This window comes from Sorangium sp. So ce385 (assembly GCF_051474135.1).
GTDB classification, from domain to species: domain Bacteria; phylum Myxococcota_A; class Polyangia; order Polyangiales; family Polyangiaceae; genus Sorangium; species Sorangium cellulosum_D.
In genome coordinates this window covers 3,454,369-3,470,000 of the sequence record NZ_CP150337.1, presented here as the reverse complement: position 1 = coordinate 3,470,000, position 15,632 = coordinate 3,454,369, and the positions used below count along the sequence as shown (strand labels likewise).

Annotated in this window: 10 protein-coding genes; 6 read left to right on the top strand and 4 right to left on the bottom strand. The window is 72.0% G+C overall.

Annotation, left to right across the window (positions count from 1 at the left end; all coding sequences use genetic code 11):
• Positions 1 to 1,011: 1,011 nt before the first annotated feature.
• On the bottom strand, positions 1,012 to 3,393 hold the full coding sequence (locus WME83_RS12980; RefSeq protein WP_437319594.1) for a glycoside hydrolase family 9 protein: 2,382 nt from the start codon (positions 3,391 to 3,393) through the stop codon (positions 1,012 to 1,014).
• Between the two features lie 353 nt (positions 3,394 to 3,746).
• Here WME83_RS12980 and WME83_RS12975 point away from each other — a divergent pair, with 353 nt between their 5' ends.
• Positions 3,747 to 4,013 (top strand): hypothetical protein, encoded by a 267-nt coding sequence (locus tag WME83_RS12975; protein ID WP_437319593.1) that lies wholly within the window; start codon positions 3,747 to 3,749, stop codon positions 4,011 to 4,013.
• 180 nt (positions 4,014 to 4,193) lie between these two features.
• Here WME83_RS12975 and WME83_RS12970 read toward each other — a convergent pair whose 3' ends face one another.
• Complete coding sequence (locus WME83_RS12970) at positions 4,194 to 5,408, bottom strand: metallophosphoesterase (protein WP_437319592.1); 1,215 nt, start codon at positions 5,406 to 5,408, stop codon at positions 4,194 to 4,196.
• Positions 5,409 to 5,631: 223 nt separating this feature from the next.
• On the opposite strand from WME83_RS12970, the gene WME83_RS12965 reads away from it, so the two are divergent.
• From WME83_RS12965 to WME83_RS12945, 5 genes are all read left to right on the top strand, one after another.
• Positions 5,632 to 6,534, top strand: coding sequence for a bestrophin family protein (locus WME83_RS12965; protein ID WP_437319591.1), 903 nt, complete (start codon positions 5,632 to 5,634; stop codon positions 6,532 to 6,534).
• 174 nt (positions 6,535 to 6,708) lie between these two features.
• Positions 6,709 to 8,526 (top strand): DUF885 domain-containing protein, encoded by a 1,818-nt coding sequence (locus WME83_RS12960; RefSeq protein WP_437319590.1) that lies wholly within the window; start codon positions 6,709 to 6,711, stop codon positions 8,524 to 8,526.
• Positions 8,527 to 9,152: 626 nt separating this feature from the next.
• Positions 9,153 to 9,719 carry a hypothetical protein gene (locus WME83_RS12955; protein WP_437319589.1) on the top strand — a complete coding sequence of 189 codons (567 nt, stop codon included), beginning with the start codon at positions 9,153 to 9,155 and terminating at the stop codon, positions 9,717 to 9,719.
• Positions 9,720 to 9,960: 241 nt separating this feature from the next.
• Positions 9,961 to 10,908 (top strand): hypothetical protein, encoded by a 948-nt coding sequence (locus WME83_RS12950; RefSeq protein WP_437319588.1) that lies wholly within the window; start codon positions 9,961 to 9,963, stop codon positions 10,906 to 10,908.
• Between the two features lie 273 nt (positions 10,909 to 11,181).
• Positions 11,182 to 12,483: a tetratricopeptide repeat protein gene (locus WME83_RS12945; protein ID WP_437319587.1), complete on the top strand. Its 1,302-nt coding sequence runs from the start codon at positions 11,182 to 11,184 to the stop codon at positions 12,481 to 12,483.
• 265 nt (positions 12,484 to 12,748) lie between these two features.
• Here the strand turns inward: WME83_RS12945 and WME83_RS12940 are convergent, their stop codons facing one another.
• Together WME83_RS12940 and WME83_RS12935 are read right to left on the bottom strand one after the other, a co-directional pair.
• Positions 12,749 to 13,429, bottom strand: a complete 681-nt coding sequence (locus WME83_RS12940; protein WP_437319586.1) for a hypothetical protein — start codon at positions 13,427 to 13,429, stop codon at positions 12,749 to 12,751.
• A gap of 187 nt (positions 13,430 to 13,616) precedes the next feature.
• Positions 13,617 to 15,371 carry an N-acyl-D-amino-acid deacylase family protein gene (locus tag WME83_RS12935; RefSeq protein WP_437319585.1) on the bottom strand — a complete coding sequence of 585 codons (1,755 nt, stop codon included), beginning with the start codon at positions 15,369 to 15,371 and terminating at the stop codon, positions 13,617 to 13,619.
• Between the last annotated feature and the right edge of the window lie 261 nt (positions 15,372 to 15,632).

Sequence of the window (15,632 nt, the reverse complement as noted above, 5' to 3'; positions counted from 1 at the left end):
CTCGCCTTGGGACCCACGTCACTTCGTAGGCACACAACCCAGTTTTCAAGGACCGAGCAGGCAAGGATCGCTCGCCGGGCGAGCTGCTTGCCTATCCACACGAACACCGATCTTCGCCGAGGAGCCCGTTCGCTCCGGCGACCTCCCTTCCGGGACGCGCCGCAGCAATGTTCACCTCGAACGAGGACCCGTCTATCGAGCGGCCCAGAGAGGCACGGGCTTTCGTCCGCCGACTCTCCGCGTCCGCCGATGCGCGGGGGGCCCTATTTAGGACCCCTTCGCGATGCTGTCAACCTTCTCTTTCGATTTCTCTTTCGAGTCGTACGAGAGAGGCTGACTTCGAGAGACCTGTCGCGTTGGTCGCGTTGATCGCACAGCGCGCGCAGGTCGCTCAGGTTGAGCAGTTGGGAAGGCTGCCAGCAGTCGGGGTTTCAGGATCTCCAGAAACCACCAGACGCGGCTTTCCTGCCTTCCGGCTCTGCCGAACCGCGAGAACTCAGTCTAGAGTCTCGCCGCGAAACCGTCAACCTTCTTCGTGAAGATCGACGGGACGGCCAGGCTGCCAGAGCCGCGAGCTGGGCTCCAGCTCGGATGAGCTGGGCTGAGCTGGGTTGGCTGGCCTCGCCGATTCGCGAAGGCCCACCCTATACCCGGGCCGCTACCCTGTCAACGCCGTCGCGCCGCGCCCTCGTTTCAGGGCGGAAAGGGCGCGCGAAAGGGAAACCGAGCGACCTGAAGAGCAGCCGGCTTGTTCTGTTCACCGGCCTCTTCAGGCTCTCAGCACCGCCGCTCGGCAGCGCCGCAGCGCGCCTGTCTCGGCGGCTCCGACCTTGTAACGCTTGACAAGAGCGTGTCAACGGCAGTGGTGTGCCCGGCCGCGGGACGCGCGGCGCAGCGTTCGGCCTGGTCCGTACCGGAGAGCGGGCGGGCGGGCGTGGCTACGCGACGCGGCGCGGCGGCGGGGCCGAGGCGCTGCCTCCGGCCCGCGCGCCGCGCGCTCCCCCGCCCCGCCTACTTCTTCGCCTTCTCGTCGAGGAACGCGGTCACCCAGGCGAACGGCGCGTTCCAGTTGATCGTGATCTCGTTGACGCTCCAGGCCTCGATGTGGTCGACGAAGCACCGCTGCGCGACGCACCCCTTGAGGCCGGCGCTCTGGACGTGGGGGTCCTGCAGCGAGGAGTTCGGGCCGCCGGACACGGCGCCGGGCGGCGCCTTCGGGTACTTGCCGTTCGCCTGGTGGGCCCAGAACCGGTGGTGCGGGTTCTCGAGCGGCTTGTCGCCGTAGCCGGTCACGTACGACTGCCCGAGCGCGTTGCGCCCGAGGAGGTAGTCCATGCCGAGCACCACCCCGTCGAGGTACTTCGGCTGCTTGGTGAAGTCGTGGGCGAGCGCGACCACGAGCATGTTGTTGAGCACGAAGGAGTTCGAGCCCCACTCGTACTTGCCGGCGGGCGTCCGCTGGACGAGCGTCCGGTAGCCCTCCTTCTCGGCGATCGCGAGGTACTGGTCGGCGGCCTTCGCGATGCGGCCGCGGATCTGCTGCTGCCACGCCGCGTCGACGTTGCCGGGCACGATCGCCATCGAGATCTGGCCGAGCGCGTCCGTCACCTTCCAGTTCATCGACGAGGCCACCCCGTCGACCTCCGTCGGGAACCGCGCGTTGAGCGGCGAGGCCTGGAGGTGCTGCTTGTACTCCGGCTTCCCGGTGGTGACGAAGAGCTCGGCCGCGGCCCAGGTGAAGTCGTCCTTGACGTCGGTGTCGTCGTACGGCCCGCCGCCCTTGTCGCCGCCGGGCGGCGCGTAGAGGGCCGGGTTCTGCTTCGCCGCCGCCCACGCGCGCTCGGCGGCCTTGAGGCACCGCGCGGAGAACGCCGCGTCCACCGTCTTCCAGACGCGCGCGCACTGCGCCCCGACGGCCGCGACGTTGAGCGTCGCCGCCGTGCTCGGCTTGTGCAGCGAGCGCGTCATCTTGTCCTCGTGCGGCGCGAGGCCGAGGCCCGTCCACGCGTCGTCGTGCATCTTGTGGTGCACCATGCCGGCGAGCGGCTTGCCTTCCGGCACCTGCATCCCCAGCAGGAACTCGATCTCCCAGCGCGCCTCGTCGAGGAGGTCGGGCACGCCGTTCTTGCCCTCGGGGATGCTCAGCTTGCCGTCGCCGAAATCGGCGCTGGAGCTGCCGAGGTGCTTCGCCCGCTCGTGCCAGTTGAGCAGCGTCCACACCGAGATGCCGCCGTTGACGACGTACTTGCCGTGATCGCCGGCGTCGTACCAGCCGCGGGACGCGTCGAGCGCGTAGTCGCAGCCGCTGCCCTTGAGGCAGCGCGTGCTCTTGTCCTGGAGGTGCCCGGCCGGGCGCGCCAGCTCGGGCTTTCCGGCATAAGGCATCTTGATCTCGATGCCGCTCCGGTTGTGATAGAAATACGCGAGCGCGTCGTACTTGAGCTTCTGGTAGATGTCGGCGCCGATGTCGAACGGGTAGCTCTTCTCCTCGCCGACCTTGAGCACGTAGCCCTGGCCCGGCGCCTTATGGGCGGTGAAATCGACGAGGTGGACGTGATCGCCGGAGGCGGCGTCCTTCCCGAAGACCTTGGTCTGGCCGCGCGCGACCGGCTTGCCCGCGCCGTCGAGCAGCTCCCACGCGAGCGGCGCGGTCGCGGCGTTGCTCACGCTCGCGATCTTGATCGCGCCCGGCAGATACCCGACCTGGTTCACGGCGACCTTCGGCGCCGCCGCGGCCGCGTCGCCCGCGGGCGCGGCGGCCCTGAACTCCGGGTCGTCGAGGCGGATGTCGTCGATGCAGACCTCGAACGGCTCCTTGGCCGAGGCCATCGCGCCGCCGATGTGGAACGCGAGCTCCGCCGTCGCGTCGTCGGCCTTCGCCATCGAGAACTTGCCGGAGAAGGTCTTGGGCTCGGTCCCGAGCTCGACGGTCTCGTACCAGTACTCCTCGTAAGGCGGCCCCGACATGCCGACCTTCGGGCGCGCCTTCGTGGGCGCGGACGCCCAGGCCTTGTACTGGATCGTATAGCTGTGCCCCTTCTGGATCACCATCTCCCGGTGGCGAAACTGGGCGTCCCAGTTGTTCGACCCCTTGTTCGTCACCGTCACGCAATAGGCGCCGTTCTTCACCTCGGCGCTGCCGGCGCCCGGCGCGGTGAACGAGGTGGTCCAGGGCAGGCTCTTGTTGTCGTTGAAATCGGAGGCCTTGAGCAGGTTGGTCTGCGCGGGCCCGGCGCTCGCCGCGGCGCCGGGGGCGGCGCCGGCGGAGGGAGCCTCCGCGGAGGGGCCCTGCGAGGTCGCGCATCCAGCGCTCGCCGCGAGCGCGCCGAGCACGAGCGCGGACACCCGCCCCGCTCGGCGGAGGATCCACGGCTTGAGATGGGAGTCGTTCATAAGTCCTCGGTTCACGGAAGGGGGCAATCCGCGTTAAAAAGCGGCAATTACGTCCATCTTGTCAAGCGCAATCCTCGCCTGCGCGTCGAAATGGCGGGCCGCGCCGCCCTGCGGATCCCCGCCGGCTCCCCCGCGGCTCGACCCAGGCGGAGCTGCGGCGGAGCCGCGCCGGAGGCACACGGAAGCCACGCCGGAGGTCCGGAGCGCTCCGGAGGCCGAGCGGGCGCGCGCTCCATCGCCAGGTGATCCGGCGCCGGTCGATTCGCGCTGGTACCCCCGGCGCGGGCGCACTAGGCTCTGCGGCGCCTCGTCGCGTCCGGATCGCGACCGAGCACCCCAACCCAGGAGACGACATGGCAAAGCACAGCTTCTCAGTCCCCTTCCCCGGCTCCGCTCAGGAGATCGTCGCGAAGGCCAAGGCAGCGATCGAGAAGGCCGGTGGCCAGTTCAGCGGCAACGAGGGCAACGGCACGTTCTCGGTGCCCACGCCGGCGGGGACGGTGAAGGGCTCCTATGCCATCGCCGCGCAGAGCTTCTCGGTCGACATCACCGACAAGCCGTTCATCGTCCCTGGCAGCGCCATCGAGTCCCAGGTGCGCAAGTTCCTCGAAAAGGCCTGACGGCCGCGCGCCTGCCCGCGCGGGCCCGCCTGCGCGCTCAGCCGTCGCCGCGCGAGGCGCGGAGTCGATCGCCGCGCCGCCCTGGCCCATCGGGCCTCCTCCGCGAAGCATCCAGTCTGGAACGCGCCCCCTCGGGGCGCGGGGCGGCCGGCGTCGGCCCCGCGGGCGGGAGCTCGCCTGTCACGCGCCGTCGCCGGCGAGGTGCACCTTGAGCACGCTCTCCTCGGCGGGGACGCCGAGCCGGAGGGGGAAGCCGTAGTGCCCTGTCCCGCGGTGCACGTAGAGCCGGTCCGGGCCGCGGGCCCACAGGCCGTGATCGGGCATGTTCACGAAGAGCCGGAGGGCGGTCCAGGAGCCGCCGAGGCTGACCAGGCCGAGCTGCCCGCCGTGGGTGTGGCCGGAGAGCACGAGATCCCCCTCGCCCTCGCCGAGGAGGCGGAACGCGCCCGGATCGTGGAGCAGGACGAGCCGGAGCGCCCCGGGCGCGCGCGGGTGCCGGGCGCAGACCTCGGCCATGCGCTCCGCGCGATCGCGGTAGTGGAAGTCCATCCCGAGCACCTGGACCGGCCCCGCGGCGGTCTCGACGAGCGCCGCCTCGTCGACGAGCAGGCGCACCCCGGCCCGGGCGAGCGCGGTCGCGACGAGGCGGGGCGACTCGTGATCGTGGTTGCCATGGCACGCGAACACGCGGCCCTCCAGGGCGCGGAGCGGGGACAGCGCCTCGGCGAGGTGCTCCGCGGTGTCCTGCGACTCCATGGTCAGGTAGTCGCCCGTGAGCACGACGAGATCCGGATCGCGCGCGACCGCGCGCTCGCAGATGCCGCGGAGCCGCGCGACGGACATGAACGGGCCGAGGTGAGGGTCGGTGATCTGGACGATGCGCAAGGGTCGGCGCGCGGGGGGCGCGCCCTCGCGCGGGAGCGGGTGGCGCTTCAGCCCGTCGACCCGCGCGCGGTCGACCACGAGCTCGACCTCCTCGCGGCGGGCGGTGAGCGACTGGAGGATGCCGACGCCGGCGAGGGCGAACGGCACCCAGAGGCCGTACGGCGTCGCGCCGAGGGCGCCCGCGATGGCCCACGGGAACGACAGGAAGGTCGCCGCCACGAAGTAGGAGGCCGGGATGCTCACGAGCGCCCGGTAGGCGAGCGGGCGCATCCGCGGGCGCGAGAGCAGGAGGAAGTGCAGGTAGACCGCGCCGTGGAGGTACGCGAACGCCGGCGCGAGCGGGCCGACGTGGCGGAAGAGCGCGCACGCGATCAGCGTGTGGATGCCGAGCAGCACGCCGACGAACCGCGCGTAGAGCCGGCCGCGGCGGCGCCGCGCCGCCACGACGACGAGGAGCCAGGCCAGGAGGGAGGTCACCCAGAAGAGGACGACGGGGGAGAGGGACTTCAATCGACGGCTCCAGGCGACTCGGGCGCGCAGAGCCACCGCGGTCTGCCCTGCCCGGTCGGACGGCCGAGTTTCCCGCGTCCGGCGCGCCCGCGCCAGGCGCCCGGGTCCGGTCGTGCGACGGGCGGGCTTACCCCGTCGGGGCCGGCGGCGTTGCGGCATAGGCCCCCTGCTGGTACGGAGGCCCGATGCGCCGCAGGGAGCGCCGCCACAAGGACCGCGCCCGATGATCCCGTACCCGCGACGCGAATGGATTCACCTGCTGGTGTCCCCGCGCGGCTCCCTCTCGCCGGGCGTCATGCGGCGCGTGCTGGCCTTCGGGGTCATCGCCGCGGCGCTGTGGCTCGCGGACCGGTACGTCCCCCGCGTGGGCCTCTCGATCGGCTTTTACGAGGTCGCGGGCGCGGTGATCGCCCTCATCCTCGCGTTCCGCACGAACACGGCCTACAACCGCTTCTGGGAGGGCCGGACCCTCTGGGGCTCGATCGTGAACGCGAGCCGCAACATCACGCGCATCGTGAACGCGCACGCCGCGGTGGACCCGGCCGAGGCGCGCGAGCTCGCCGTCTGGGTGGTGGTGTTCGTCCACGCCTCGCGGCGCTCGCTGCGCGGGCAGGCCGAGCGCCCGGAGATCGAGCGGCTGCTCTCCGCGGGGCAGGTCGAGGCCATGGCGGCGCACCCCCACCCGCCGCTCTACGCCGCGCAGCAGGTCTCCGAGCGCCTCGCGGCCTTCGCGCGGGCCGGGAGCCTCGAGCGCAACATGGCGGTGTGCGCCGAGGAGGAGCTGAACGTCCTGGTCAACTGTCTCGGGGGCTGCGAGCGCATCCTCAAGACGCCGACGCCGCTCGGCTACGTGCTGCTCCTCCGCCGCGGCGTGGCGCTCTACCTGGCCACGCTGCCCCTCGCCCTCATCGACGCGATCGGGTTCATGACGCCCGTCGTGACGATGATGGTCGCCTACCCCGTCCTGATGATCGAGGCGCTCGGCGAGGAGCTCGACGACCCCTTCGGCCACGAGCCGAACGACCTGCCGCTCACGCGCATCTGCGACACCATCGAGCGCAACCTCCTCGGCTCATCGCCGCTGGTCCTGGTGATGGCGTCGAAGGCCGAGAGCTACGTGGATTGAGCGCCACATCGTGCAAAATTCGCCCCGGCGTGCGCGGGAGCTCTCGAGGGCATGAAATCGACGTCGTCGATGTACGATCGCGTGACGGAGCACCGAGGTGGCCGGCATCCACCAGGCAATCGTGCGCGCGCCTTGACGGGAAGATGCATCATCGCATCTCCGCTGGAGGGATCCTTGTTCCATTCATCACGGACCGTGCTGCTGTCGCTGGCGCTCTTCGCCCTGACCCCGCTCGCCTGCACCGAGCCCCGGTCACCGGCGACGCCGGGGCGCACCGAGACGCAAGGGTCCACCGCAGCGGCGCGGCTCGCGGCGCTCGCCGGCGAGTACTGGGACGGCCGGCTCGCGGCCGAGCCCATCGACGCGACGTTCCTCGGCTTCCGCAGCCACGACGACCGCCTCCCCGACATCACCGAGGCCGGCCTCTCTCGCGAGATCGCGCGCCTCGAGGCGCTGCTCGGGCGGGCGCGCGCGATCGACGCCGCGTCCCTCGCGCTCCCCGATCGCGTCACGCACGGGATGCTGGTCCACGAGATCGAGAGCGACCTCGCGTGGCGCGCGTGTGACCTCTCGGCGTGGACGGCCGACCAGCTCGGGGGCCCCCAGGTCGAGCTCTTCCAGCTCGCGCGGGTCCAGACGGTGCGCACGGTGGAGGAGGGCCGCGCCCTCGTCGCGCGCTGGAGCAAGATCGGCGCGTACGTGGACGCTCGCACCGACCGGCTCCGGCGGGCGCTCGAGCAGGGCAAGGTGGCGCCGCGCGCCACGGTGGAGCGCGTGATCGCCCAGCTCGACGAGCTGCTCGCGAAGCCCTCCGGCGCGTGGGCGCTCATGGGCCCCCGCGACGCCGCGCACCCCGACTGGCCGGAAGCGGAGCAGAAATCGTTCGCGGCGGCGGTGGAGCAGGCCGTCGAGGGCGGCGCCCGCCCGGCCTTCTCGCGCTACCGGGAGGCGCTCGCCCGCGAGATCCTGCCGCGCGCGAGGGACCACGCGCGCGCGGGCCTGTCCCACGTGCCCGGCGACGAGGCGTGCTATGCGCGCCTCATCCGGGCGAGCACCTCGCTCGCGCTCTCGGCCGACCAGGTCCACGCGATCGGCCTCGAGCAGGTCGCGCGCATCCGGGACGAGATGAAGGCGCTCGGCGCGAAGGCGCTCGGCACCTCCGATTTCGCGGAGATCCAGCGCCGCCTCCGCGAGGACAAGGCGCTCGCCTACGCCACGCGCGACGAGGTCGAGGCGGCGGCGTCGGCGGCGGTCGCGCGGGCGAGGGCCGCGCTCCCTGCCTGGATCGGCGTCTTGCCTCGGACCCCGCTCGTCGTGAAGCGCATGGAGGCGTTCGAGGAGAAGCACTCCCCGCCCGCCTTCTACCGCGAGCCCGCGCAGGACGGGAGCCGCCCTGGGACGTACTTCGTCAACACGTATGCCCCCGAGACGCGCCGTCGCTTCGAGTCCGAGGTCGTCGCGTTCCACGAGGCGATCCCTGGCCACCACGTCCAGGTCGCGCTGGCGCAGGAGCTCGGCGAGGTGCCCGCGTTTCGCAAGCACGCGAACGTCATGGCGTTCACGGAGGGCTGGGGGCTCTACAGCGAGCGGCTGGCGAACGAGATGGGGCTCTATTCCAGCGACCTCGATCGGCTCGGGATGCTGAGCGCCGACGCCTGGCGCGCGTGCCGGCTCGTGCTCGACACGGGCATCCACGCGAAGGGCTGGGGCCGCGCGCAGGCCGTGACGTACATGATGGAGAACACGATCCTCAGCGAGGGCGTCGTCGTGAACGAGGTCGATCGCTACATCACCTGGCCCGGGCAGGCGCTCGCCTACAAGGTCGGCCAGCTGGAGATCCAGCGGCTGCGCAAGGACGCCGAGCAGAAGCTCGGGCCCCGGTTCGACATCAAGGGGTTCCACGACGCGCTGCTCGGCGCGGGCGCGGTCACCCTGCCGATCCTCGGCGACCAGATCGCGCGCTGGGTCGCGTCGCGCGCACCCCTCCCCTGAGCCGCTCGCCGCCTCGGGGCGGCGTCCAGCCGTGAGGTGAATAGCGGCTGGTGCGCCCTTCCGACCTGCGCATCGGCCGTTCTCATCGTCATCATCCCAGAGATCCTTCTCGGCGATTCCGTAGCACCCTGTTACGGAAGGATACGAGTCCGGGATGGAGATGAAATGCTCCTCGACGATGCTCTTGCGCGTCGCTCCAGCGGACACGGTCTTCAGCCGCTCGCGATCGAGCTGCATCCGCGGCGCGTCCTCCAGCGCTGCGTGATCGGCGGTTCGCTCCCCGGCTCGACCCCGCAGCAGCGATAGCACTGTTTCACTCCTCGAACGCCGCCGTTCCAGCCCGCTGGCTGGCGCCGCCCACCGTGTCGCCACACACTCTGGGCATCCGACTGCCATTTCCATCTCAACCATAGATATCCATGAAAACGAAATGCTCGTTTCGACGTTGACAGAGTTTCCGCCTGTGCGAATGATACCTCCGCGCCGGCCGACGGAGCGCGGGACGGGCGCTCCGCTGCGGAGCCCGCTGCGCATCTTGCGGCGTGACCGAGATGCACCGACGAACCCCTGCGCCGACCACGCGCTCGGTTTGGAAACACAACCCATCACAACCCATTGGCGGACAAATGAAACACACCCTTCACATGACGCTCATCCGCGCCCTGACCTGCGGCCTCGTCGCCGGAGCGGTCTCGCTGAGCGCACCCGCTGAAGCTCAGGCGGTGGAGTACGAAGTCTACGAAGGAGACGGTTGCCCCGTAGGATACGCACCGTTGACCCCGCTCGACGCCTTCTGGACGTTCGTCGGCGGCTGCGACGATCTCCCCTATTCGGGGGTCTTTCGTATCGCGGACGGGTCTTCGATAGATGGCCCCTGGAACAACTGCCAGCAGCACGCGAACGATACCCGCGAGCTGGAATACACGCTCTGCAAGCCCAACTACGAGCTCTTCGACATCGGCGGGACCACCTTTGCGGTGGTGAGGGGCGGAGAGCAGTGCATCGATGGCTTCGAGCTCGTGGATTTCGCGACCGCCTCCGACTACTCGGAGGAGATATGCCCTCACATCGGGCTGTGGGGGATTGCGAGGATCGCTGGAGGTGGATCCATGGACGGTGCTGGTTACGATTGCAACGTCCGCGCGAGCGACTCTCGCCCGCTCGGTGACGCCATCTGCGTAGAATCCGAGTGAGCACAAGTACCTGACTGGAGGCGTCACCGACCCGACGAACGGCGACACGTACCAGGGCAGTGACGGTCCGGGCTTCAGGTCGCGCTTCCCGCCCGATCCGCGGGTGCAGTGGCAGCTCCAGCTCAGGGTGCGCGACGTCTGCGCCGCGTCGCGCTCTCCGGTGGCGATCTCGCGGTACTTCCGCTCGGCCACGCCCGTGCCAGGGGAAGTACCAGCGATCGCGCGCGTAAGGGAAGCAGCCATGTCGAAGCTCCTCCCGTCCGGATCGCGCAGGCTCCTCGTCGGCGCGGCTTCCGCGGCCGCGCTCCTCGCCGCAGCTCCCTCCGCTCAGGCCCAGATCTGCTGGGGATCGAGCTGCCCCCAGGCGGGCGCGAACGCCGGCGGCAAGGCCGGCGGCGGCGCGCAGGGCACAGGTCGGGGCACGGTCGTCTGGGATCCGTTCTCGGGCCAATGGATCCCGCAGGTCACCGGGCAGGCCCAGGGCAACGCGGGCGGCCAGGCGCAAGGCAACGCCGGCGCCCAAGCCTCGGCTCCAGCTCCCCCCAGACCGCCGCCTCCTCCACCTCAACCCTGGTCGCCGCCGCCGCTGCCGCCGCCCCAGGTCACGCCGCTGCCGCCGCCCGCGCCGCCCCCGCCACCGTATACGTCCCCGTCCGGCGGCGGTTCGGGCTCGGGCTACTCCTTCGAGCCCTATTTCCAGCTCGCCGCGTGCGGTGGCCTTCAGATCGGGATCGCCGACGCGCCCGAGCCGCGCGGCCTCACGTGCCTGGAGCAGCGCCTGCGGCCCATGGCGTTCCTGGGCATCGGGAACGACTTCACCTACAGCTTCGGGAACGACGACTACAGGATTCCGGGGCCGCTCCAGGCCTATCGCCACGAATTCGGCGCGATGCCTCACGTGTCGCTTCACCTCTGGACCGGAGGGTTTTCGCCTTACCTGCGCGCCGGCCCGAACATCCACGTCGCGCGGATGCTGGCCGACGGCTGGGCCGAGACGCGGACGTATCTCGGCGGTCACGGCGGCTTCGGCTTGGAGTTCCTCAAACCGGGCAGCATGACGGGCGCGTTCGAGCTCGTGGTCTTTGGAATGGCGCGCCTCGACGATCAGCCGCGTCCGGACGGCGCAAAGGACCGAGGCGGCCACGGGGTGCAGCTTCGGCTGTCCTTTGGCTACACCTTTTTGCTTTGATGCCCCGAGGCGCGCTGGGCGGCGGCGGCCGCACGCCGTCTGCGACGAGTACGCCCCCGAGTGGTTGCAGCGCCACCCCATCAACCTGCTGCTCACCCATCTGCTGACGAGCGCCACATCCACGCCATCTTCTGCGATCGGGCCTGCCTGCTCCGGCTGCCGCGGTCCGGCGCTGGCGCGCGGATCCGGTGCGCCGTCGAGGCAGGCCTGGCGTGCGGTCTCCGGTCTGCGGTCCGGCCCCGGCGTGCGGTCTCCGGTTATGCTGGGCGACCGATGCGTGTGTGTCGTTCCCTGCCGCTCGTTCTGGTCCTCGCCGCGTCCGGGTGCCGCGACTGCGCGCCGGATCCCTCGGCCGCGCTCCAGCCGGCGCCCGAGGCGCTCGCCTCGGCGCTCGCCGGCGCCGCGGCTCCGGCCGCTGCGTCGAGCGACGCGGCCGTCGCCCCGCTCGCCTCGGGCGGCGCCGCGGCGCTCGCCCCCGCGCCCAGCGGCTCGGCCGCCGCGCTGCCCGGGTCACCTCGCGTCGAGGCGGCGCCGGTGGATCGCGCGGCGTACCTCGGCGCCCTCGGCCGGGGCCGCGCCGCCGCGCGCGAGAGCCGGTACGCCGAGGCGATCGCCGCCTTCGATCGCGCGCTCGCCGCGATGCCGCACGAGCCGCGCGCCCTCGCCGAGCGCGGCCACGCCCGGATGCGCCTCGGCGCGGACCTCGACGCGGCCGCCGCCGACCTGCAGCGCGCCGAGCAGCTCGGGCCCGACGACAAGCTCGCCGCCCAGATCTGGTACAACCTCGGCCTGCTCGACGAGCTGCGCGGCGAGGCCGAGCTGGCCCGCGCCGCCTTTGCCCGGTCGTTCCTCCTGTCGCCCACGGCCGCGGCCAGGGCCAAGGCGGGCCCCGGCGCGCCGTGCGGCGTGCTCGTCGAGCGCCGCGAGGCCCCGTCCACAGACGACTTCCTCGCGCCGAGGCTCGTCGTCGCGCGGGGGTGGCTCGACGCCTACGAGCAGCTCTACCGGGGCAACGACCCGAAGGTGGAGCCGAAGGAGCCCGCGACGGAGGCCGAGGCGCAGCGCTCGCTCTGCGAGCGCCACGGCGCGGATCGCTGCACAGGCCCTTCGCCGTGGCTGCTGACGCGGTACCTGAACAGCATCCAGGGCGAGATCGAGGATCACGTCCTGTCGCGGCCGGACGGCTCGCTGCTCGTTTTCCACGCGGGCATGGTGTTGCGGACGACGGCCCTCACGACGATGAATCAGATCGCGTGTACCCCCGAGGAGCGGCTCGAGGTGCGGTTCGAGCCCGACGTGGTGCACGTGACGGTCGAGGCGGAGCTCCGCGCCTGGAAGAGCGCGGACGAAGCGGCGGCCGACGCGTGCGGCCCCGGGCGGCTCGGGACCGAGGATCTCCTCTACGACGCGAAGACGGGCCGGGAGCTCGTGCGGCTGAGCCGCGCGGGGGGTCGGGACGCGGCCCGGGTGAAGCTCGCCGGGCGCACGGTGGAGGTCGCGGCGGGGACCTGCACGACGGCCGTGCCGCTCGACGTGCCCGCCGCCGGCGCGGGGAGGCCGGCGGAGCCGAGATGAGGGGATGGAAGGAATGGAGTCGCGGCCGGACCGCAGCGACCTGCTGGTCGGCCGGGGGGTGGTCCTGACCAGGCGGCTGCGACCGGCAGGTCGGCCGGGGGGGGTCCTGACCAGGCGGCTGCGACCTGCGGGTCGGCCGGGGGGGTGGTCCTGACCAGGCGGCTGCGACCTGCGGGTCGGCCGGGGGGTGGTCCTGACCAGGCGGCTGCGACCTGACGCGGGCGCTCCCCTGCGCGAGCTCGTCCACCGCGGTGGACCTCGGGGATCACGCGTCCGGTCGCCGGCCGTCGCCGATGTAGAGCGGGTCGTCGTCGGGCCGAAGCTCGATCGGCCGCGGCGACGCGCGATGGCCGTCCCGCTCGTCGGCCGCGTCAGGCCGGCTCGGGACGGCGGCGGTGCCCGCGACGAGCACGGGCTGCCCCACCTCGATGACCGTCTCCCGGTAGCGAACCGCTCCGTGGAAGCCGGCGAAGAACGACGCGCGCTCGCGGCCGTAGCGCTCGCGAAAGGCGTCGACGTGGCCGGCGGCGTCCGGAGGCGGCTCGGCGTCCGCGAGGTCGAAGCGCACATAGCCGCTCGGGCGGACGAGCGCCTGGCCCGTGCCGTCGTCGAGCGCGAAGTCGGGGGCCCACTCGGCGTCGTCGTCGACGATCCAAACGAAACCCATGTTGTTGCGGCCGAAGCCGCCCTTGCGCTCCTGCCGCCAGCGCACGACCCGGAAGGCGACGCACGGGCGCCCGCTGAAGGGCGAGACGAGCGGCTCGCCGACGGGCACCGCTCGGCCCCTCGCGGCGGTAAAGCGGGCTGGCCGCAGCTGCGCGATCGATGCGACGCACGCCCGGCGCAGGCGCCGCCGCTCGGCGCGCTGCAGCGCCCATCGAAGCCCGGCCGCGCCGAGGCCGAGCGTCAGCGCGACCCCCAGCGCGGAGAGGAGCAGGGCTTCCACGAGGGCATGATCGCTCAGGTGGCCTCGCCCGGCCAGGGCCACGCCCGCTGCCGCGCGGCGCGCCGACGGGAGCCGCGCCGGGGTGTGGTCGCCGCCGATGCTCGATCGCCACAGGTGTTGCGCAAGACGCCGTCGCAAGGAGCCCCGAGCTGCGCAGGAAGCGCTTCGGGCGGCGCGCCGGGCCGCCTCAGGTCCTCGCGCGCAGCAGCCGCCCGTGGCCGCGGCGCGTCCCCACCTCGGGCAGCACCTGCCCGTCCTGCACCGCGAGGCGGCCATTGACCAGCACCGCCCGCACGGCGCGATCGTTCCTGCGCACCAGCCGCACGACGCCATCGAAGCCCTCGACCGGCGCCTCCGCCACCCGATCCACCTCGCCGTCGATGCCCTCGGGATCGAGCACCACCACGTCCGCCCGCCCGCCGACCTCCAGCCTGCCCGCGTCGATCCCGAGCCAGTCGCCGATCTCCGCGGTGAGCCGCTGGATCGCGCGCTCCACCGGCATGATCGCCCGGCCCTCACGGGCGGCGTCCTTCACCATCCGGAGCATGCGCAGCGGGAAATTGTAATGCGCCATCTGGCGGAGGTGCGCCCCGGCGTCGGAGAAGCCGATGAGCGCGTCCGGGTGCCGGACGATCTCCTCCAGCGGCCCGGGCCGATCGTTGCCCATCACGGTGTACCAGCGGAGCGCCGGGCCGTGCTGCGCCACGAGGTCGAGGAAGACATCGACGACGTCGCGCCCCTCCTCCTCGGCGACGCGGACAAACGACTTGCCCACGAGGCGCTCGTCCGGACAGCGCAGGATCTCCGACTGGTTGAAGTCGCGATGAAACAGCTTGGGCAGGAGCCTCGACCGCCACTCTGCTCGGAACCTCGCCCGGTACGCGGGGTCGCGGAGCAGCCGGGCGCGGGCCGCCGGGTCGTCGAGGTGCAGCGCCGCCGCGCCGGCGCCGAACTCCTCGAACACGACGAGATCGATGCCGTCGGCCCAGAGATCGAACACCTCGGGCAGCGCCTGGAGCCGGAAGTCGGCGCCGAGCCAGGTGTTCGCGATCCGCGCGGCGAGGCCGACGAGGCGGTAGACAAGCCGGTCCGCGCGCAGGTCGATGAGGGAGATGATCGTCGTCTTGAGCGGGGCGCGCACGAGGCCGGCGCTCTCCAGCAGGAACCGGAGGATGTTCACCTTGGTCGCCGCGTCGGGCACGCCCTGGAAGACGCGCCCGCGCTCGCGCAGCTGGCGGCAGAGCCGGTGGACCTCCGACCAGCGCGCGTAGGTGGACGGCAGCGGGCGGCTGCGGATCGGCCGGCTGCCGCCGATCTTGTCCCATTTGAGCGTCATCACGCTCATGCCGAGGTAGCCTACGTCCAGCGCCTCCCGCAGGATCCCCTCCATCCGCGCGAGCTCGCCCTCCGTCGGCCGCGCGGTCCGGTCGAGCGAGCGCTCGATGCCCATCACGTGCGCTCGCATCGCCGAGTGCCCGAGGAAGGAGCTCACGTTGGGCCCGAGAGGCAGGGTGTCGAGGTGCTCGAAGTACTCGGTGACCGTGCTCCAGGTCTTCCGCTGCTCGAGCATCCGCCGGACCACGTCGTAGGGGATCGCCTCGACACGGCAGAACTGGTCCGCGAGATCCTCCGGCGTGCCGATCGCGAGGCTCAGGCTGCAGCTGCCGAAGACCACGGTGGTGACGCCGTGGCGCAGCGACTCGGAGAGCGACGGGGCCAGCTCGACCTCGGCGTCGTAATGGGTGTGCAGATCGATGAACCCCGGGGTCACCCAGCACCCCGCCGCGTCGAGCACCCGAGTCCCGGGCCCGCGCGGCAGGGGCGCCTCGCTGATGGCGACCACCCGATCGCCGCGGACGCCGAGGTGCCGCGGCGCCGGCGGGGAGCCCGTGCCATCGAAGAACAGGCCATTTTCGATCGTCACGTCGAAGGGCGCGCTCATCCGATCGAGGCTATCACGTGGCGCGCCGGCGCCGCGGCGCGAGGGGCGCGCCGCGCTCCGGTTCGAGCGCGGTGGCCCGGGTCGGGCCGAGTCCGCCTCCGACGCACGGCGGAGCCATTCCACACCTGCGCGATTGATCGACGCGGCGCACCTCCGTATGCTCGCGAGCTCCCGCCATGGCCGCCGATCCTCCTGCTCGACCGGGCGACGCGAATCCTCGGCGCGCCCCGCGGTTGACCGGCGGCCACCCCCTCGGCGCGC